18 protein-coding genes are annotated in these 19,801 nt (G+C 42.6%); 6 read left to right on the forward strand and 12 right to left on the reverse strand.

Going from position 1 to position 19,801, the window contains the following annotated elements; all coding sequences use genetic code 11:
* Positions 1 to 131: 131 nt before the first annotated feature.
* From trhP to AC2SLO_RS08190, 4 genes are all read left to right on the forward strand, one after another.
* The gene (gene trhP, locus AC2SLO_RS08175) at positions 132 to 1,568 is read left to right on the forward strand and encodes a prephenate-dependent tRNA uridine(34) hydroxylase TrhP (RefSeq protein WP_486543689.1); all 1,437 of its coding nucleotides are present in this window, start codon (positions 132 to 134) and stop codon (positions 1,566 to 1,568) included.
* A 416-nt stretch (positions 1,569 to 1,984) separates the two neighbouring features.
* On the forward strand, positions 1,985 to 2,386 hold the full coding sequence (locus tag AC2SLO_RS08180) for an ACP-like domain-containing protein (protein WP_486543690.1): 402 nt from the start codon (positions 1,985 to 1,987) through the stop codon (positions 2,384 to 2,386).
* A gap of 237 nt (positions 2,387 to 2,623) precedes the next feature.
* Positions 2,624 to 3,406 carry a YdcF family protein gene (locus AC2SLO_RS08185; protein WP_486543691.1) on the forward strand — a complete coding sequence of 261 codons (783 nt, stop codon included), beginning with the start codon at positions 2,624 to 2,626 and terminating at the stop codon, positions 3,404 to 3,406.
* Positions 3,407 to 3,472: 66 nt separating this feature from the next.
* Positions 3,473 to 3,730 carry a YfhL family 4Fe-4S dicluster ferredoxin gene (locus tag AC2SLO_RS08190; protein ID WP_486543692.1) on the forward strand — a complete coding sequence of 86 codons (258 nt, stop codon included), beginning with the start codon at positions 3,473 to 3,475 and terminating at the stop codon, positions 3,728 to 3,730.
* 98 nt (positions 3,731 to 3,828) lie between these two features.
* On the opposite strand, the gene leuA is transcribed toward AC2SLO_RS08190, so the two are convergent.
* Positions 3,829 to 5,583: a 2-isopropylmalate synthase gene (leuA, locus tag AC2SLO_RS08195; protein ID WP_486543693.1), complete on the reverse strand. Its 1,755-nt coding sequence runs from the start codon at positions 5,581 to 5,583 to the stop codon at positions 3,829 to 3,831.
* Between the two features lie 381 nt (positions 5,584 to 5,964).
* On the opposite strand from leuA, the gene AC2SLO_RS08200 reads away from it, so the two are divergent.
* A complete protein-coding gene (locus AC2SLO_RS08200) occupies positions 5,965 to 6,462 on the forward strand; it encodes an Lrp/AsnC family transcriptional regulator (protein ID WP_486543694.1) in 498 nt (165 codons plus the stop codon).
* 83 nt (positions 6,463 to 6,545) lie between these two features.
* Here AC2SLO_RS08200 and AC2SLO_RS08205 read toward each other — a convergent pair whose 3' ends face one another.
* From AC2SLO_RS08205 to AC2SLO_RS08220, 4 genes are all read right to left on the reverse strand, one after another.
* A complete protein-coding gene (locus tag AC2SLO_RS08205) occupies positions 6,546 to 6,824 on the reverse strand; it encodes a YbfB/YjiJ family MFS transporter (RefSeq protein WP_486543713.1) in 279 nt (92 codons plus the stop codon).
* Between the two features lie 70 nt (positions 6,825 to 6,894).
* Positions 6,895 to 7,572 (reverse strand): YoaK family protein, encoded by a 678-nt coding sequence (locus AC2SLO_RS08210; protein ID WP_486543695.1) that lies wholly within the window; start codon positions 7,570 to 7,572, stop codon positions 6,895 to 6,897.
* A gap of 310 nt (positions 7,573 to 7,882) precedes the next feature.
* Positions 7,883 to 9,187, reverse strand: a complete 1,305-nt coding sequence (locus AC2SLO_RS08215) for an ABC1 kinase family protein (protein WP_486543696.1) — start codon at positions 9,185 to 9,187, stop codon at positions 7,883 to 7,885.
* Positions 9,188 to 9,348: 161 nt separating this feature from the next.
* Positions 9,349 to 10,179, reverse strand: a complete 831-nt coding sequence (locus AC2SLO_RS08220) for an ion transporter (RefSeq protein ID WP_486543697.1) — start codon at positions 10,177 to 10,179, stop codon at positions 9,349 to 9,351.
* A gap of 381 nt (positions 10,180 to 10,560) precedes the next feature.
* On the opposite strand from AC2SLO_RS08220, the gene AC2SLO_RS08225 reads away from it, so the two are divergent.
* Entirely contained in the window at positions 10,561 to 11,313 is a 753-nt protein-coding gene (locus AC2SLO_RS08225; protein ID WP_486543698.1) for a YebC/PmpR family DNA-binding transcriptional regulator, read from the forward strand.
* 120 nt (positions 11,314 to 11,433) lie between these two features.
* Here AC2SLO_RS08225 and AC2SLO_RS08230 read toward each other — a convergent pair whose 3' ends face one another.
* The 7 genes from AC2SLO_RS08230 to AC2SLO_RS08260 all read right to left on the reverse strand — a co-directional run bounded on the left by AC2SLO_RS08230 (position 11,434) and on the right by AC2SLO_RS08260 (position 19,687).
* The gene (locus tag AC2SLO_RS08230) at positions 11,434 to 12,198 is read right to left on the reverse strand and encodes an NTP transferase domain-containing protein (protein WP_486543699.1); all 765 of its coding nucleotides are present in this window, start codon (positions 12,196 to 12,198) and stop codon (positions 11,434 to 11,436) included.
* Between the two features lies 1 nt (position 12,199).
* Positions 12,200 to 13,483 (reverse strand): XdhC family protein, encoded by a 1,284-nt coding sequence (locus AC2SLO_RS08235; RefSeq protein ID WP_486543700.1) that lies wholly within the window; start codon positions 13,481 to 13,483, stop codon positions 12,200 to 12,202.
* A gap of 62 nt (positions 13,484 to 13,545) precedes the next feature.
* Positions 13,546 to 16,029: a molybdopterin cofactor-binding domain-containing protein gene (locus AC2SLO_RS08240; RefSeq protein ID WP_486543701.1), complete on the reverse strand. Its 2,484-nt coding sequence runs from the start codon at positions 16,027 to 16,029 to the stop codon at positions 13,546 to 13,548.
* A 2-nt stretch (positions 16,030 to 16,031) separates the two neighbouring features.
* Positions 16,032 to 17,024, reverse strand: coding sequence for an FAD binding domain-containing protein (locus AC2SLO_RS08245; protein ID WP_486543702.1), 993 nt, complete (start codon positions 17,022 to 17,024; stop codon positions 16,032 to 16,034).
* Positions 17,021 to 17,695 (reverse strand): 2Fe-2S iron-sulfur cluster-binding protein, encoded by a 675-nt coding sequence (locus tag AC2SLO_RS08250; protein WP_486543703.1) that lies wholly within the window; start codon positions 17,693 to 17,695, stop codon positions 17,021 to 17,023. Before AC2SLO_RS08250 ends, AC2SLO_RS08245 begins: the two co-directional genes overlap by 4 nt.
* A gap of 480 nt (positions 17,696 to 18,175) precedes the next feature.
* Positions 18,176 to 19,021: a hypothetical protein gene (locus tag AC2SLO_RS08255; protein ID WP_486543704.1), complete on the reverse strand. Its 846-nt coding sequence runs from the start codon at positions 19,019 to 19,021 to the stop codon at positions 18,176 to 18,178.
* 93 nt (positions 19,022 to 19,114) lie between these two features.
* On the reverse strand, positions 19,115 to 19,687 hold the full coding sequence (locus AC2SLO_RS08260; protein WP_486543705.1) for a methylated-DNA--[protein]-cysteine S-methyltransferase: 573 nt from the start codon (positions 19,685 to 19,687) through the stop codon (positions 19,115 to 19,117).
* Positions 19,688 to 19,801 lie beyond the last annotated feature (114 nt).

The raw sequence follows: 19,801 nt of genomic DNA on the forward strand, positions 1-19,801 counted from the left end.
TCAGTAAAAAGACCATTAATAGAGATAGAAAAGAGGTGTAGTCATTTAATGAGCCAGTCAAATATTCTATAATATAGGGTTATTTTTTGCACACTCCCACTCGACTTTCTGACTCAAGCATAGGTAATAATATGACTCAAGCCAATCAGATGACCCAAGTCCCGCGTACCCCAGAGCTACTTTGCCCTGCAGGCACTTTTAAGAATATGCAGTATGCCTTTGCCTATGGCGCCGATGCGGTCTATGCCGGTCAGGCCCGCTATAGCCTACGCGTGCGTAATAATGACTTCGATGAGGATAATCTGCGCTGCGGTATTGACTATGCGCATAGCCTTGGCAAAAAGTTCTATGTGGTGGTCAATATCCAAGCGCATAACGCCAAGCTCAAAACCTTTATTGAAGATATCCGCCCTGTGATTGAGATGAATCCTGATGCGCTGATTATGTCAGATGCTGGCATGATTATGATGGTGCGTGAGAATTTCCCTGATATGGAAATCCATTTATCGGTACAAGCCAATGCGGTGAACTGGGCAACCGTGAAGTTCTGGAAGCAAATGGGTGTGAGCCGTGTGATTGTCTCACGCGAATTGTCATTAAAAGAGATTAAGCAGATTATCGATGAAGTCCCTGGCATGGAAATCGAGGTCTTCGTTCACGGTGCGCTATGTATGGCCTACTCTGGTCGATGCTTGCTGTCAGGCTATATCAACAAACGTGATGCCAACCAAGGCACCTGCACCAACGCCTGCCGCTGGCGCTATAACACTTACAAAGCTGAAGAAAATGAAACCGGCGACATTGTACCGGTGCAAACCTTTGACCCTAATCAACAGGTTCAGCAAGATGATAAGCAAATCGAGACCGTTAACTTAAACGGTGATGTGGTCATGGGTGATGATTATGTGCAAGCGCCAAGCGATGAGGTGGTACTGCTTGAAGAACAAAATCGCCCTGGTGAGCTAATGGCGATGTACGAAGATGAGCATGGTACTTATATCATGAACTCTAAGGACTTGCGCGCCGTTGAATTGGTACCAGAATTAACCCAAATGGGTGTTCATTCTTTAAAGATTGAAGGCCGTACTAAGTCGCATTATTATGTGGCACGCACCGCCCAAGTTTACCGTCAAGCCATTGACGATGCAGTGGCCGGCAAGCCATTTGATGACTCATTAGTTGGTGCGCTAGATGGTCTGGCCAACCGCGGCTATACCGAAGGCTTCCTACGCCGCCATGTACACAGCGATTATCAAAACTACGAATACGGCGCCTCAAAAACCGACCAACAACAATTTGTGGCTGAAGTGACTGATATCTGTACCGATCGTCTCACGCTTGATATCAAAAACAAGCTTGAAGTCGGTGACACCATCGAAATCATGACGCCAAAAGGTAACTTGACCTACGAGCTTGAGCAAATGTGGGACAAAAAAGGCAACCCTATTGACGCAGCGTTAGGCTCTGGCTGGACAGCACAAATCAATAACCCGTTCAAAGACATTGATCAAGATATGCTGCAATTTGCCCTAGTCATGAAGAATGTAAAAAAGGCTATTTTCAGCTAAAAGGCCTTTTAATCCAAAATAGTTTCTGCGTCAATATTGATTTAAATAATTAATGTGGCTAGCAATTTTATAGAAACACTCGATATCTAAAAAGTATTATTAGCCAGTATTAAGTCATATATGGGGCGTTTTTTTACACAGAACGCCCCATATAAATAATTCAACAAGTTAGTTTTCTCGTTTTAACACACCCTTACAAAGCTTGCGTTTTTCTGCTCAAATAATCGACTTAATATTTAATGGCCATCACAGAGAACACGTTGGTTTATCTAAAATAGATTTTAAATAAACACGATTGTGGTTTACGGCCTAAGCATTCAATAACTTAAAACTTTGTATAACTTAAATTTGTTTGGGCTTAGGTGATGTGCGATTTAATTATTTGAACTTTTTGACTTATTTTGAAGAGTGTTATTATGAAAAAATTAGCAATTACATTATTCGGTCTATCTACTATTTTTGGTACATCAGCAATGGCAGCAGAAACTGCTCAAACCACCTCCAATAGTCAGACTCCTCAACAAGCCGCGGCCTCTTATGAGTGTGCGCAGGACAAGTCAGTCATCGTAAATTATGCATTCAATGAATCAGGTGTACCCACTGAGGCTATATTTGAACAAGCACAAGGCGATGTAAAACATTTAAAAATCAGCCCATCTGAAAGTAGCCAAAACGCTTTGGTATTTACCTCGGATGATGGTTACCGCTTAAATGCTAGTATCTCAGATGAGAACACACTTTTCGCACAAAACGTCGATATTTCAAATGCAAGCAATAAGACTATTTTCCAAGATTGTCAGGCCAATAGCGGCAGTTAATCATTATTTTCAGCTAGGACATCCTATATCAGATGACCTATCTTCTTCAATACAAAAGCAAAAAGCTTGGTTACTTCAGTAATCAAGCTTTTTGCTTTTCCCCTATTACCCCTATCACTGTCTATTTAACGTATAATATGGCGCATTATTTAATTAACCCTTTTTACAAGTCTCTTTTTTGAAGGCTTATCTACCTTAACCCAAATCCAACTTAACCCAAAACTCTGCGTTTATCTTATGCCAAAATTATTGCGACTCTTATTATTCGTTGTGGGCTTAATTCTAGTGACCGATTGCGTCACCTTAATTGGCAGCAATCGCATTAATTTTGGTACCGTTATGCCCTTTTTAATCGGTATTATCTTTTTAGTTCATGCTCTATTTTGGCCGCGAATTAAAATAATCTTGACGCACAGTCATGGGCTTAAGATATTGTGGAAAGGATTGTGGGCAGTCTTTAGTATTTGGCTGATTAGCTTTATCGTTTTTGCGGTATCGCTCAATAACAATATCAAAAAGGTAGATGAAGCTTACGCACCAGTCGATGCTATTATCGTCCTCGGTGGCGGTATTAAAAATGGCAAACCAACGCCTACTTTGGCCAACCGATTAGACACCGCTGCACCACTTATCAAAGAACAGCCCGATGCAGTGGTGATTACCAGTGGCGGCATCGGTATTGGTGAGACTGTAAGCGAAGCGCAAGCCATGGCTGAGTACTTGTATGACCAGCATGATATTGCGTTGTCGCATATCTCGCTTGAGGGTGAAAGCACCAGTACCGATGAAAACTTCTTATACAGCCAGATGGTATTAATCCAAAACGGTGTGGCGCTAAATGATCCAATTGCTATTGTCACCAGCGACTTTCACATACCTCGCTCTAAGGCCATTTCTGAACATCAAGGCTATAAAAATATCATCCCGCTTGCCAGCCCAACGCCGTTATCGATACGTTATAATGCGTGGTTCCGTGAATATTTTGCTTATATTAGCGGTTGGTTGTTAGGTGAATATTAAGCTTATCCATATCAATCTACCCATAAAATCTATTCGTTAGCAGCCCCTATTTAGGAGACAGCGACTATGGCCCTTAAAATTACCTCGGAATGTATCAACTGTGATATTTGTGAGCCGGAGTGCCCGAATGAAGCCATCAGTTATGATCAAAGAGGGCAAAAGACTTACGTGATTGATCCTAATCTATGCACCGAGTGTGTCGGCTTTTATGATGAACCAACCTGCGATAAGGTCTGCCCTATTGACTGCATTATTCCTGACCCTGACCGTATTGAGAGTAATGAAGAGCTGCTACAAAAGCACAAAAGAATTTGGGCGAAATAAGCCGCAAAGTTTAAGCACAAAAAAGGCCTGTCGATTGATAGGCCTTTTTTATACATTAATGAATTGATTTAGCTATAGTGTCCAGCTATACAGATGAATTAAACCGCCTGCGATAAGGCAGATAATGCCCCTCTTAGCATTGCCGACACCGTACTGGTGTGCGTACCAATACCTGAATAAATCTCACCATCGACATTCAACTGAATGTAAGCGGCAGCACTGGCGTTGGTTTTATCATCATTCTGGTCATTACCATTATTTACTTGCTGTGGGCTAATCGCATGCTCAGAATAGTTAATAATGTGCAGCTGTTTGCCGGTATGACGCGCCACGCCATCGATGAACGAGGATAACGGACCGTTACCCGTTCCTGATACATCGACTGTCTCACCGTTTAAGACGATTTGACCAGTAAACTCGACTTCACCGCCTTTGTTATTGACGCTATGGTCTAGCAATTCATAGCCATCATTTTGCAGATAAGTGGTCTCAAATGCCTCCAAAATCTCTTCGTTTTTAAGCTCACGTGCCACGTCTTCTGCTTTTTGTTGTACTACGCGGCTAAAGTCAATTTGCATCCAGCGCGGCAAGTTAAAGCCATAATTACGCTGTAGGATATAAGCCACACCGCCTTTACCAGACTGGCTATTAATACGTACCACATCTTGATAGCTACGCCCAATATGCGCAGGATCTATGGGTAAATAAGCCACATCCCAGATATTTTGAGTCGCTTCGTGATTTTTCTCGTTATAATCCAAAGATTTTTTAATGGCATCTTGGTGCGATCCACTAAACGCCGTGAATACCAATTCGCCCACATAAGGATGACGAGGATGCACAGGCAAGTTATTACACTCACTGACTATATTGACGATTTTACTCATGTCACTAAAGTCAAGCTCTGGGTCAACGCCTTGACTGAACAAATTCATCGCCATGACCATGATGTCCATGTTACCCGTACGCTCACCATTACCAAGCAAAGTACCCTCAATACGGTCTGCTCCGGCAAGCATGCCAAGTTCAGCCGCTGCAATAGCGGTTCCTCTATCATTATGAGTATGCAAACTAATGATGACATCACTACGCTGTTTTAGGTGACGACAAAAATACTCAACTTGATCGGCAAAAATATTTGGCATTGAAGACTCAACGGTTGCGGGCAAGTTGATAATAACTTCTCGACCGTTTTGCGGCTGCCATTCTTCTATTACTGCATCACATACTTCAATTGCAAAGTCCGTTTCAGTCTGGCTAAAGCTTTCTGGAGAATACTGAAATACCCATTGTGTATCTGGATGCTTGTCAGCATATTCATTAAGCATTTTTGCGCCACTTATCGCTATCTGTTTAATCTCATCTTTGCTCTTACCATACACCTTATCGCGCTGTACTCGGCTCGTAGAATTGTACACATGTACTACCGCGCGGCGAGCGCCTTCCAACGCCTCAAAGGTACGCTCAATCAAATGCTCACGCGCCTGCACCAATACCTGAATGGTGACGTCATCAGGGATATGACCTTCCTCAATAAGCTTACGCGCAAAATCAAACTCCACTTGCGCCGCTGATGGGAAACCAATTTCAATCTCTTTAAAGCCAACTTCAACAAGCAGCTTAAAAAACTGCATTTTTTGCTCAATGGTCATCGGATCAATCAGAGCTTGGTTACCATCACGTAAATCAACACTCGCCCATATTGGCGCTTTTTCTATACGCTTAGCCGGCCAAGTGCGGTCTGGCAAAATTGGCGCAAACGCAAATGGCTGATATTTACGGAAATCAAACGCATCAAATTTTGGTTTGACTTTGGGTTCGACAGATGATGATTGGCTAGTAACTTGGCTCATGGAGTGCCCTCTTTGGTCTATTATTTTATATTACATTAGGTTGGGTTAGGCTTTACAGTTTGGCTATCTTTGTTGAATCTTATCAATCAGATAGTGCAGCTATTTTCACCCTATCTTATAGTCAATTAATCTAAAGTCACGGTTAAGTCAGCGAAATTAAGTACTTTTAAATACTGACATCCAAGACTTAACAACACGTCTTATAATGTACTTTAAGCTTTAGAAGGTGACATATATTAATCTATGCTGACTATCATAACAAAGTCTTTAGCAAATAATCCTGCAAAAATAAGCCTTTTTTAAGTTATAATTAGATGTTATCACTAATAATTAGCATAAAATTAGACTAATTCTCTACTTATGGCTAACGGAGTACTGTAAATGCCTAGAAGCACTGCATCAAATAGCAATAATAATTCTTATGATATCGATAACACAGACAGACAAATTCTGACCTTATTGCAGCAAGATGCGCGCATGAGTGTCACAGATATTGCTGAGGCCGTTCATTTATCTGCTACGCCTTGTGCCAGACGTATTAAGCGTTTAGAGGAAGTTGGAATTATCACGGGTTATCATACCTTGGTAGATTCGCAGAAATTGGGCTATCGCTTGGCTATATTTATTGCTGTGAGTATGGATAGGCACACTGCCGAACGCTTTGCTGAATTTGAAGATAAGATTCAAAGCTTTGATGAGGTCGTCAGCTGCAGTATTGTGACAGGGCGTAGCGAGGATTATTTATTAAAGGTTGTCGTCCGTGACATGGCGCATTATGAAGAGTTTTTATTACACCGTCTGAATCGTATTGAAGGCGTCAGTCAAGTACATACCAGTTTTGAGCTGCGTGAGGTATTCAATCGCGGTGTTATTAGATAAACTATTTGTTAAATCCATTCGGCAGTTAATCTTAACTAGACAGTTCTATCTGCTCTCATTAGTTCTGATTAGGACCAACCCGATTACAGACGGTCTCTTGTTAGCACCACAAACAACATTAGCCCCGAAGCAGTCAATAAGCTAAATCCTGCTACCATCAATCCAGGGTTAAAGCCGTCATTAGAGCCGGATATCACGACCGTTACGATAGGCCCTGCAAACTGACCAGTGCTATACATAACCGTCGCCAATCCCAATAACAAATTGGCACATTTGGGATTGATATCTTTTAATAAAATCAGCGTTAATGACATGATGCCAATAAAGGAGCGGCTAAAAATTAGCGGCCCCTGCTTATTTATCTAACCATTGGCTCATATAACGATTATATTTTGCTACATTCCTAAATGACTGCATACGGCTGTAGACTGTCTATTTAAACTCACGCTTTTCGGGTAAACGGCTTGAGGCAACTTGATAGAAAATCGCTGATAACAAAACAATGGTGATGGGTAATAACATCGCCATATAGCCAAGCTTGAAGTAGCCATAAGCGCCTACTACACCGCCACCACAGAAGCTATACCAAATAACCGCTTGAAAGCCTAATGTCGGTTTGCTGACACTGCGGCCGGCAAGCCAATTACCAATGGCTGCGCCCATATCTGAGGTCAAACCAGTTAAATGAGTGGTACGAATAACGGCGCCACTGTACGTCGCTACCATCGCATTTTGCAGACCGCACGCCATAGCCGCTAATAACTGACCAAAATAATCATGATGGAAAAACAATAAAAAGCTGCAAAAAAGCAAAGACGCTTCAGCAAACAACGCCATTCCATATTGACGACCCAGTTTCAATGAATGCTGACCAACCAGATAGCCACTTAAGATAGCGCCCGCCAAAAATGATAATAATGAGGCACCAATAAAGCCAATCGATGACCAGTCCATTTGAGCAATCGCCGCTGAAAACAGGCTGACGTTACCGGTCACATGCGAGACTGAAAGATTGGTAAATCCACTAAGGGCAATGATGTTGACGCAGCCGGCACTAAAGGCTAGTACCGCCCCGCCTACTAATATCCATCTGGGTAGTTTGGTTATCATAGGGGCCACTTTTATAGAGTCTGTACTAAATCAAACGTGCATCCGAATTCTAAATAAAAAGTTAATTCATTATAAGCCGCATCGCCTACTTTGAGTCTTAGCTACTTAAGCTACTTCAACAATTTATATTTTTCTTAGATTAGGGCGTGTCCTCAATTCGGACGATTACATTTAAATGAGCTAAAAATAGCTAAATCTTGTCATACTGCCTCAAATAACGGGTAAATATCTCGATATTTACGGCATTATGTTCCTTGTCTGACTGCGATTTATCTTATTTTTATCCCCATTTTCAAAATGAGGACACGCCCTAAGTAGGCTGACCTAATAAATTGACTCGGGCATCAGTAAACATATCCATGTCCGGTGCAAGTGTACGCATAAAACGGTCGAAATACAGCATTTGCTTGGTTAATAAGGCAAAGTCGCGCGGGAAGTGAATGCCATGACGCTTACCGACTTCGACAATCTCAAGCATCATTTTATTTAGCTCATCTGCCTGCTCTTTGGTATTAAATGGCTTGCCACTGGTATAGGTCTTATCTTCCGCCATAATACGGGTAATCATTTTTGCCAAATCAGCGGCCAATTGCGCTTGATTCACCTGTTCACGCTCGTAAGTCATGCCCATGTCAATCATACAACTGGCCATAGTTACGTAATCATTATTTTGGAGCGCCTGCATCATACCCATACACGCCTGCCAGCTTTCTGGCTTGAGCTTACCAACAATACCAAAGTCAATAAAACCAATACGACCATCGGTCAATAACATTAAGTTACCGGCATGCAAATCGGCATGGAAGCTATTACAGAACATCAGACTTGCAAACCAAGTATTTAGCGTATCGGCCATCACTTGAGCAGGGTCGGCGCTGTATTGACGCATCGCCACTTCATCAACCATAGAGATACCGTGCAAGCGGCTCATGGTTAACACGCGCTTGGTGGTTAATTCGTCTACCACGTCAGGCGCAACGACTTTTTTGTTGCCGGTCATCTGTAAAAATTGCTGAAAGTCGCGTATATTAGACGCTTCTGCAATAAAGTCTGTTTCCGCCAACATGCGGGTGCGAATCTCATCAATAATTGGTGAAATACTGGCAAAACGCATCTGCGGCATCAAGCGCTCCATCACCTTAGTCACTGCATGTAGCACTCCCAAATCTGTCTGCATGATAGTGCCGACACCAGGCTTTTGTACTTTGAGCACTACGTCACGGCCATCTTTTAAGGTTGCCGCATGTACCTGTGCAATACTGGCCGATGCCAATGGCTTCTCTTCTATTTTTGAGAAAAAGTCATCTAGGCTCTGACCGTCTTCAAGCAGCTCTTCTTTTAGCACGCCCTCAATATATTTATACGGCAGAGGTGTGGTCTGATCGAGGCAATCTTGAAAGGCAATGACGTATTCACGCGGAAACAGTGACGGCGTACTGGCGATAAACTGACCTATCTTAATATACGTCGTGCCCAATTGCTCAAATGTCTCACGCAGCAATACTGCATCAGGGCGCTCACCTTTAGCAACACGCAGTGCAGACAATCCCGCCACACTGGCAGTATGGCGGACACGATTCACAACATTGAAGGATTTTTTCAATAAATTTTGCATAGGGTTTTGAGTCTACTAATAAAAAAGAATAGGCTTTAAATACAATCAAATGACTGTCTTAATAATGGGGGGGGTGATTTGTATTTAACGACATTATATTTGCATAGCGCATAGTAAGCTCCCTACTTATTATAGAGAAAAGCCATACGATTAAAGCATACCTAGATGTGCAGGTCATGACCACAGCGGTCACAAAACTGAGCAGCGGCGGCATGACCGAATTTACCGCAGTTCGGACAAACAATCGGATGCAACTGCGGGCGCATGCTTTTGGCAAGCTCGGAGGTAAAGATACCAGTCGGTACTGCGATAATCGAGTAACCGGTGATCATCACCATACTTGCTATCGCCTGACCCAGTGGCGTTTTGGGTGACATATCACCATAGCCTACCGTGGTCAGCGTCACAATCGCCCAGTAGATAGAAACTGGAATACTGGTAAATCCGTTCTCAGGGCCCTCTACCACATAAATAACCGATCCGAAAATCGTCACCAATAACAGTAGCGATAAAAAGAACACGGTGATTTTTTGTTGGCTGGTCTTTAATGCGGCGGCCAAGAAGCCCGCTTGCTGCATATAAGATTTGAGCTTCAATACCCTAAATACGCGCAGGATACGAAGAATACGTACGACAAGTAGATACTGTACGCCGCCGAAGATAAGGCTTAAATAACTCGGCAACACGGATAATAAGTCAACGATACCAAAGAAGCTAAACGCATAACGCAAGCGGTTGGGTGCAGAGAACAGTCGCAGTATGTATTCTAGGGTGAACAGTATTGTGAAAAACCATTCGGCATAGAAAAACACCGTGCCAAATTGCAAACGCAGATACAGCACACTATCAAGCATGACAATGCCTACACTGGCTGCAATAGCAACAAGCAATATGATATCAAATAACTTACCAAGTGGCGTATCTGTACCTTCAATGATGATATGGATACGATTACGTAAGCTATTTAGCGTATTTGAGGTAACTTTTTTCATAAATACGGGTAACTGGTCTATAATACTGGGTCATTATACGTGATTAAAACAGCAATGTTACCCCTTACGCAAACTTTGTTTTTTATCACTGTCTTTTGTGTGTTAAGTTGACCACTACCCTATCTCATCACAGGTCAATCTCTGCTATAATCTAGCCCCCTTTTCACGACCAATTATTGACCAGTATCGTGAGGGCAAACATATTATTTTGTATGCATAATTGATAGCACATGGCTTTAAATCCACTGAACCAAAACGCACTATGAGCATAATGGTTAAATGAATTTCTTTAACTGCTTGGCGTGTTTATTAACAGACTTATTTTAACGCAGCGCTTTATTAACCTATATTTTCAACGTAATTGATAAGGATAAATATATTATGGCGGGTCATTCTAAATGGGCAAATATTAAGCACAAAAAAGCCAAAGAAGATGCCAAACGTGGCAAAATCTTCACCAAAATCATCCGTGAATTGGTATCAGCCACCAAACAAGGCGATCCAGATCCAGAAACCAACCCACGCTTACGTGCAGCGGTAGAAAAAGCCTTGTCTGCCAATATGACCAAAGACACTATCAAACGTGCCATTGAGCGCGGCGCCGGCAACACAGAAGGCGGCGAAATGGATGAGCTGACCTATGAAGGTTACGGCGTTGGCGGTGTGGCGGTATTGGTCGAAACCATGACCGATAACGTAAACCGTACCGTAAGTGAAGTGCGTCACGCCTTTACCAAATATGATGGTAACTTAGGGACCGCAGGTTCGGTGGCGTATCTATTCACCAAGCGCGGTGAAATTATTTTTGATGATGTATCGCTCGAAGATGAAATCATGCTAGTGGCGTTAGATGCTGGTGCGGTTGATATCGAAAATGACGGCGAAAGCTTATTGGTTATTACAGAACCTGAAAGCTTCGGGGCGGTAAAAGATGCGCTAAATGCAGCAGGCTATGAGTCGAGCAACGCAGAAGTCACCATGTCACCTTCAACCAGCGCTGTTATTGATAATATCGAAGACGCTGAAAAGGTCATGAAGATGATCGATATGTTAGAAGACATAGACGATGTGCAAGATGTGCATACCAACGTTGATTTCTCCGATGAAATCCTAGCACAATTAGATGCTGAATAATCTATAACGTATTTGTGTGTACCTGGCGCTCACATGACAATAAAAAAGCAGCCCCCAATTTAATTTAATTGTGGGCGGCTTTCGTTTAAGAGTTATGTCTTTGCTGATGTTAATTGAAAGTCAATCTAGCCAACCTTTTTGTCTCGCAAATTCTAACTGCTCTGGCGTATCTATATCTAAACTAAGCTTGGGACTCTCAATCACACTAAGATCATGACTAGTCAAGCTTCTGATTAAATGACGCAGACCTTTATCACCGGCAAGCATTGGCTGCCACTTTTTTAATAACTCATAGTCAATATTGATGGGCAGACCGATAATAGACTGCTCATCGTCTGGAAACTTAATCGAAGCATTAGACAAAGAACCTTCTAGAGCTGTATTAGACTTAAAATAGCCACTGGCAATCACTTTACGGCAAACAGCATCCTTTTTGATATCTTGAGTCGAACCCTCACCTGCTAGCAACTGACGCAAATGAGTAGCCTCTAACAAGACCTGATCCACACCCAATATCAGTATCCGCTCAATATCCAACCCCTGCTCTACCTGACTAGCCAAGTCATTAATAGCCAAACTTAAACTATGCGCCATACCCCGTTCAGGTTGAGCGTTTAATATCGGTTCAACCACATCGTATTGTATTGATAAGGTTTGTGCTAATTGAACAATCTCATTTAGCGAATCAGGTATCACCAAAACAATCGCTTTAGGACTATTGGCAAGCGCAAGGTTAACCATGACTTCAAGCAGCGACTGAGACTGTATTTTTAACAACTGCTTTGGTTGACCCAAACGCTGACTGAGACCACTGGCTAAAATGATAACTGCGTGTGGTGGTGGATTGTCAACCTGCAATACAACTGACGTCGTTAAGTCGGCCATATTAACTGCTGACCATTGGATTTAAACCCAATGCTTGTGAATTTATATCAAAAGTTAATTTAGGGTTTGTTGTAATGGAGATTTCGCGTTCTTTGTTATATAGCACCGCACTGATTTGTGCCATAATCCCTAACGCGAGTGCTTCAGGACCATCACCACCTAACTTATAACCGATGGGATAATAAAGCTGGCTAATACCTTTATCAAATACCCCTAAATCCCCTGTATGCGCTTGTTTAATCTCATCAATAAGACGCTCAGTACGATATTTAGGGCCTAATTGCCCAAGATATAGCGGCGGATTAGCAAGCAGCACCTGCAAACGCGCTCTATCTTGAGTTAGACTATGCGACATTAAGGCTACTGCCGCGTTTTGGCTTAGCTCTAGCAGATCTTGTGTATCTCCAAGCGGCACACACTTAACCACATCCGCCTGCATAAAGCGGGCTCGGGTAGCATAGTGCGAGCGGCTGTCTATCACGGTGACATGCCAATCTTGCATTTTTGCCAAGCTTACCAATGGCTGCACATCGTTACCAGCACCGCAGATAAGCAGACGCTTTTGCGGTTGTAACTGCTGAACCAACCACTGGGTTTGGACTGGCTGAGTAATATCATTATTGGTGACACTGGTTATGGTAGCAAAATCAGTTAATTCGATACTTGAGTCTGACTCAGCATATTTAGCATGCAAGCTCTGGATAGCTTGGCCAATTAAATCATGATATCCAATATTATCACTACCATTATCACTTTCATTAAGCCTTACATCATCAATAGTAGGCGTTAAGTTCACGTGTAAGCCTACCGGATGTCTAGCGTCTTGCGAGCGAATTAACATAGCGACAGTCATCGGCTGTAGAGTGAGACGAACCTGTTTAATCTGCTCAAGATAGGATTTGGCCGTATCTAACCGTTCAAACAGTACATGCACTCGTCCATTACAGCCCAAACCAAAATTCATCTCAGTGTGAATATTAAACTCAATATCATCTTCTTCTTGCTCAGCAGATGCCTCTTGCTCCGGCAAGTCCTCTCCCGTTTGATACACCTGAACAATGGGACCATTACGGGTTAGCCAAAGCGCCTTTTTTATAATATGCGGCTCCAAGCAGCCACCACTAATCATGCCGACAGATTGGCCATCGGCACAGATAAGCATCATTGCTCCAGGTTTACGATACGCAGAGCCTTCAATATGCACCACAGTTGCGAGTACCGCCTCTGTATTGTTAGCCAGCGCTTGGTCGGCCAACATTAGGATATCTGATACCTGATTGCTCATAGCATTACCTTATTGATTGGCTGATTACATTAAACTACTCGTTTAAGGCCTAGTATCTAGAGCTATACAGCTACATCATCTGGCAACTGGTCAATCAGCTTATCTAACGTAATCGGGAAGTCATAAATACGCACACCGACTGCGTTATATACCGCATTGGCAATTGCAGCAGCAGCACCTGAGATGGCGGTCTCACCGATACCTTTAATGTGCATTGGGTTAGTATATGGGTCATCTTCTTCTACTAAGATAACCTCAAGCTGCGGCACATCGGCGTTGACTGCTACATGATATTCAGCCAGATCATGGTTGCATAAACGGCCGTCGCGTTTATCATGAATGACCTCTTCCATCAATGCTGAGCCAATCCCAAATACCATACCGCCATAACATTGTGAGGTGGCAAGCTTATGATTCAAAATACGTCCGGCAGTAAAGGCACCCGTCATATTTTTCACACGAATCTCACCGGTATAACGGTGCACGGCTACCTCAGCAAAGTTGGCACCATAGCAAGCTTGACGATGAGTTTTACCATTTTTACCGGGGGCAATTTCACCTTTGGCACTTAGCTTCTGATCTTCATACTGAGCAACAATATCGGACAGTGCATAGCTGTTTGACTCATCAAAGTTATACTCGGCGGCTTTATCTTTATTATCAGCAAGTGAAATCTCTACACCGGCTCTTTGCGCTGCGCTGTCTACCGCTTTAAGTAGGGTATTTACCGCACCTTTGACAGCCGCTTTACCCGACTCTAAACCTTGCTCTGTTAGAGTAGCGTCATGCTCGCCTTGTTTTAGCACGTGTCCGTCTTTTATCTGCACATTATCAACATGTAGACCAACGTGCTTAGCTATTTGCTCACGTAATTCGGCACAAGCGAGGTAAATACTACTACCCGCACTGGCTGCACCAAAGCTCCCGCCAGAGCCAGAAGCGGCTGGCAATTTGCTATCACCTAACTTCATCTCGATATGGTCAATAGGTAGGCCAAGAATATCAGCCGCTACTTGTGAGAATACCGTGTACGAGCCAGTACCGATATCAGTCATGTCTGACTCAATCACTGCTTTAACCCCATGCGTTTTAGTCGGGTCAATCTGCAAAGTAGCGCGTGCTTCAGAAGGCATTAACTGATTACCCCTTGAAGCGACTGCCATACCCGTACCTATCCACCAATCACCCTCTTGACGACTGGCAGGTTTGGCTACATGTTTATCCTTCCACCCAAAGGCTTTAGCACCTTGTTCCATACATGCTAGCAATTGACGGGTAGAAAATGGAATGTCTTGTGAGGGGTCTTTTTCAGGCTCATTACGGCGACGAAGCTCAATCGGATCCATCTCAAGCTGACAGGCAAGCTCGTCCATCGCACACTCTAACGCTATCTGACCAACAGCCTCACCTGGCGCACGCATAGAACCTGCTAATATCCAGTTCATCTCTGCTTTTTTGTAATGGACTCGGCGATTTTCACCACGATAAAGATAGTGTGTCGACAAGGCTGATGGCTCAAAAAATGCCTCACCAGGAAGATTGCTTGAGATCGATTCGTGAATAATGGTGTCTATTACTCCGTCTTCACGACAGCCGATGGCAATTCTTTGACGGGTATTAGACCGTCTCACCGTCGCCTCCATCACTTGCGGACGTGTCATCATAATCAGTACCGGACGCTCAAGCTCTTTAGCGGCAATAGCGGCTGCGATAGACTCTGGCGCAATACCTAGTTTACTACCAAAGCCGCCACCGACGTACCGTGCAATCAAATGAACGTTATCAGCATCAATCTCTAACGCATCTGCTATTTGCTTTTGGCTAAAGGCCACCATCTGATTTGATGAATAAAGAGTTAACTTATCCTCTTCCCAATAAGCCAACGTTGAATGCGGCTCCATCGGAGAGTTACTTTGACTAGGCGTGGTATAAGTGCAGTCTAAAGTAACGGTAGCTGATTTAAGTGCTTTCTCTGGGTTGCCCTGTTCTGCATTGTTATCTGAACCAGAATCTTCATCGACTTCATGAGCCTCTAGTAACGCTTTTTCAAAATCAAGCGCTGCTTTATCGGTTTCATCCTCATATTCAACAACCAGTGCTTTAGCACCCTCGGTCGCCGCTTCAAAGCTCTCACCTACCACAACTGCGATCGGCTGACCGTGGTAGGACACCTCTACCGCGCCTTGGGCCGGTGCTTTCATTTTACCGCCCTGCTGAGAGTTACGTAAAAAGTGCTTGGCGTCAGTGACGACTTTAATCACGCCTGGGATATCAGCAACTGACTTTTCATCGATCTTTTTGACTTTACCCTTGGCAATAGTAGCGCCAACCAATACACCGTAAGCCATATTATCTACATGATATTCTGCTGCATAAGGCGCCTGCCCACTCACTTTTAAGGAACCATCAACCCGAGTGATAGATTGACCAACTAACTGACTTGATGTTTTGTCAAATAGGGTCTCAACCGGCTCATTCATGATCATTTTTTTGCTAGGTTCGGAATTATGGATTCCTTTATTTAATGCTTTATCTAATGCTGCCATGATTATGCTTCCTTAGCGTTAAGCGCGCGCTGGATAATTTGTTTAAGTAAACGGCGGGTTAGTGGAATTTTAAAGTCATTTTGACCATAACCTTGCGCCTGCTCTAATAAGATATTGGCAGCATGAACGATATCTGGAATACCACCTTTTGTGCCCTCTAGTGCAGCTTCTACTTTCTCATTGCGCCAAGGTTGAGTACCGATACCACCAAAGGCTAGACGAACCTTATTTAAAGTACCGTCATCGTCGACATCAATCACAGCCGCACAAGACACCAGTGCAAAAGCATAAGAGGCACGATCACGTATTTTATCGTAGGTGTGCATACCGACTATTGGCGGTGGCAAAATGATATGAGTAATCATCTCGCCCGCCTCTAATACGGTTTCGATATGAGGGGTATCTTTTGGCAGACGATAAAAATCTTTAATTGCTATCTGACGGCTGCTGCCATCAGCTTTTTGGGTTTCTAAAGTGGCATCAAGCAGACGCATCGCCACTGCCATATCTGATGGATGCTGAGCGATACAATGTTCACTGGTACCGAGTATGGCCAATGAACGATTTTCACCGTCAATAGCAGGACAACCGCTGCCAGGCTCACGCTTGTTACAAGGACTATCAGGCTGATAAAAGTAATAACAGCGGGTACGCTGTAAGAAGTTGCCGCCTGTAGTGGCTTTATTACGCAGCTGACCAGTTGCTCCCGCTAAAATCGCACGAGATAGCACTGGATAATGGGCTATGATGTCAGGATGAGCTGCCAAATCACTATTGGTCACTAAAGCGCCAATACGTAATCCACCTTCTTTAGTTAACTCAACTTGCTTAAGCTCTAACTGGGTAATATCAACCAGCTTAATCGGCGTCTCAATTTCAAACTTCATTAAGTCCAGCAAATTGGTACCACCGCCAATAAAGGCTGCACCATCGGCACTGGCCTCTTGGCACGCAGGGGCTAACTCACTAGCACGGACATAGTCAAAACGTTTCATGAGTTCTCTCCTGTGGCTTGAATCTGATTATTGGTGCCATTGTTTGTGCTTTTGTTGGCATCATTCTTATGAACTTGAGACTGACTTGGCGGGGGTGACCAGATGCCACTGACCACAGTCGGTGTGCTTGGCTTTGAATTATTAACAGAAGCGTTTTGATTAACTTGTTTTTGCAATACCTCAGAGATAGCATTAATAATATTTGGATAAGCCGAGCAACGACAAATATTGCCACTCATGCGCTCGGCAATCTCTTGTACTAAGGTACCTTCAGGATTGTTTAAATCTTCGGTGATATAACTTGGCCAGTTCTGTTTTACCTCTTCAATCAAAGCAGTAGCGGAACAAATCTGACCCGGTGTGCAATACCCACATTGAAAGGCATCATGATCTCTAAATGCTTTTTGCAAATCAGATAGCGTTTCAGGTAATCCAATCCCTTCAATAGTGGTAATCTCATCACCTTCGTGCATTACCGCTAAGGTTAAGCATGAATTAATACGTTGACCATTAATCAAAATAGTACAGGCACCGCACTGCCCATGATCACAGCCTTTTTTGGGGCCTGTAATCTGTAAGTGATGTCTAAAAAGGTCTAGTAAAGTCGTTCGGGGATCAAGATCATCAAAATGATAGCTTTTATTATTAATAGATAAAGTTAAGGTAGTCATGCTGGCGTCCGCTGGCAGGTGTGATTAAAAAATATCTGTTAAAGTGATATTTTCACTAAAGAAAATGGATGGTTAAAAGTTCACGGGTAAACAACGTAATGAATAAACATTAGACCTAATATTAGAAAAGCTGTGTTATCGCTCATAATTAGTTGTATCTCTTAATTAAAAGCACTATTAAACTATTGAATAACAATAAGATTTTATTAGATTGAAATTTACCACGTTTTAGATTCATCCTAATGAAAGTATGGGGTTTTTTTATATAATAAATGTTGTTGTCCTGTGCTTTTAAGTAAAGGCGTTAAGGTGTGTTAAACTATTTTCATTAAATTATTGACAGTAGCATTTATAAAGTCATCTTTAACCATACACATTCAAAAAGACCTTCGCTCGTAACCGAGCGAAGGTCTTAGCAATTAAATGCAGGTTAAACTGTTGAAATGAATTAAGACGCTAAATTCTGTGCCAGATCAGAGATCAGTCGATTTTTTGTACATTTAATATCTTATAGCTGGGATAGCAGGTAATCTGAACATTATCAAATGCAGTGCTATGCGTCAGATTAATATCTCGCCCCGTCAACTTATCTTTTTCAAACGACAATATGGTATCTGGCTGATATTTGTCCGTATGAATTAACAACCATAACTCATTGAGTGCCCGTCTTGTCTGATACGCTTCAATCTTCGGTTGTTTTTTGTGCATTACCTTATCGACATCTTGTTGGGTGATACTAGAAATTGTTCGACCTTTTCTAAATTCGATAAATTTATCTTTAGGCATATATAGGGTTTTCATCGGTATCTTAAAGCGCTCAGCCGTTAGATAACCATTATCCTCATCATAAAGATGACCCGAGATATTCTGCTTAGCGACCACATTCAATGCTTGCCAATACCAACGCTTTGCAATAAGTCCTTTTTCACTCATCTGAGTGCGTAACCTTGGCAAAGTTGTCAGCTCAATACCGATATATACTAGTTGGTTATTTTCCCAAAATACTAATGTAAAATCAGGTTCATAGCCATCATCTTTGCCGGAGATAATATGAACAGGATCTAAGCCTTGGATGGTCAGATAATGGGTTAAATAGACCCATTCTCGCTGGCGTTTAATTTGATTTTGAAGATTCTCCCCGTTTTGATTAATCGCCGGTTGATTTGCTTGGTTTTGATTAGATGCGTTATGAACGACTTTGTTTTGATTGGCTTGGTTTTGATTGGCTTGGTTTTGATTGGCATCAGTTTGAGAGGTTTGTTGAGTTTGGGATTGTTCAATGGCGTATTGTCTTAAATCCCCTTTATTTTTAGGTTCTTCAGGCATATCTTCGCCCTGGTGGTGACTACCATCCGTTTTATGTGGCGGGAAATTATTATCTTTTTGCACGGCAGTCATAATACATATTGTGAGATAGCATTAGGTTTTATGCTCTTCAATTTGCAACAGTAGTTTCTTTTTGTCAAGTCCTCCAGTATACCCCCCTAATCCACCGCCACTTGCGATGACCCGATGACAAGGGATGAGAATACTAAACGGGTTCTTACCATTGGCATTGGCCACCGCACGATACGCGGTCGGTTTGTCAATATTGTGCGCCAATTGAGAATAGCTAATACTCTCACCATAAGGAATCTGTTGCAATGCTTTCCAAACACGTTGTTGAAACGCAGTTCCCATTGATAAATCAAGCGGTAAGTCAAAATTGGTGCGCATGCCCTTTTCATATTGATTTAGTTGTTCGATTGCGGTTAGTAACAGTGATTCAGTTGGTTTTTTATTGCTTAGGCTATTTTTATCAACAAACTTAAAGTGGTTGTCATCAAGCTTTAGATGCTTCTTTAACTGCACAACTGTTTTGGACGTTTGCCATTCTTGCCCCTCCCCTAACCAATTGACTCCCATAAGTTTCGGTGCGTCACATGCTCTAGACACTTTACCTGCAATCAAAATTAAGGGGAATCCTGCAATATCTGTCATAGTCACAATCATTATATTCACCTTTGAAGTATCCTTACAGAGTGATTGACTCATTGACAATTGCCTTAAAATCATACCAAATCTAGAAATCAACCTATCGATGAAAGCGAATATAAACGTTATATA

It is taken from the genome of Psychrobacter sp. CX14 (assembly GCF_057396205.2).

Bases quoted from the DNA above. Each gene is read 5' to 3' on its own strand.
- AC2SLO_RS08225 (WP_486543698.1), top strand. From the start codon at position 10,561: ATGGCGGGTCATTCTAAATGGGCAAATATTAAGCACAAAAAAGCCAAA.
- AC2SLO_RS08245 (WP_486543702.1), bottom strand. From the start codon at position 17,024: ATGAAACGTTTTGACTATGTCCGTGCTAGTGAGTTAGCCCCTGCGTGC.
- leuA (WP_486543693.1), bottom strand. From the start codon at position 5,583: ATGAGCCAAGTTACTAGCCAATCATCATCTGTCGAACCCAAAGTCAAA.
- AC2SLO_RS08210 (WP_486543695.1), bottom strand. From the start codon at position 7,572: ATGATAACCAAACTACCCAGATGGATATTAGTAGGCGGGGCGGTACTA.
- AC2SLO_RS08200 (WP_486543694.1), top strand. From the start codon at position 5,965: ATGCCTAGAAGCACTGCATCAAATAGCAATAATAATTCTTATGATATC.
- AC2SLO_RS08235 (WP_486543700.1), bottom strand. From the start codon at position 13,483: ATGAGCAATCAGGTATCAGATATCCTAATGTTGGCCGACCAAGCGCTG.
- AC2SLO_RS08190 (WP_486543692.1), top strand. From the start codon at position 3,473: ATGGCCCTTAAAATTACCTCGGAATGTATCAACTGTGATATTTGTGAG.
- AC2SLO_RS08240 (WP_486543701.1), bottom strand. From the start codon at position 16,029: ATGGCAGCATTAGATAAAGCATTAAATAAAGGAATCCATAATTCCGAA.
- AC2SLO_RS08180 (WP_486543690.1), top strand. From the start codon at position 1,985: ATGAAAAAATTAGCAATTACATTATTCGGTCTATCTACTATTTTTGGT.
- AC2SLO_RS08185 (WP_486543691.1), top strand. From the start codon at position 2,624: ATGCCAAAATTATTGCGACTCTTATTATTCGTTGTGGGCTTAATTCTA.
- AC2SLO_RS08215 (WP_486543696.1), bottom strand. From the start codon at position 9,187: ATGCAAAATTTATTGAAAAAATCCTTCAATGTTGTGAATCGTGTCCGC.
- AC2SLO_RS08230 (WP_486543699.1), bottom strand. From the start codon at position 12,198: ATGGCCGACTTAACGACGTCAGTTGTATTGCAGGTTGACAATCCACCA.
- AC2SLO_RS08255 (WP_486543704.1), bottom strand. From the start codon at position 19,021: ATGCCTGAAGAACCTAAAAATAAAGGGGATTTAAGACAATACGCCATT.
- AC2SLO_RS08220 (WP_486543697.1), bottom strand. From the start codon at position 10,179: ATGAAAAAAGTTACCTCAAATACGCTAAATAGCTTACGTAATCGTATC.
- AC2SLO_RS08260 (WP_486543705.1), bottom strand. From the start codon at position 19,687: ATGATTGTGACTATGACAGATATTGCAGGATTCCCCTTAATTTTGATT.
- trhP (WP_486543689.1), top strand. From the start codon at position 132: ATGACTCAAGCCAATCAGATGACCCAAGTCCCGCGTACCCCAGAGCTA.
- AC2SLO_RS08250 (WP_486543703.1), bottom strand. From the start codon at position 17,695: ATGACTACCTTAACTTTATCTATTAATAATAAAAGCTATCATTTTGAT.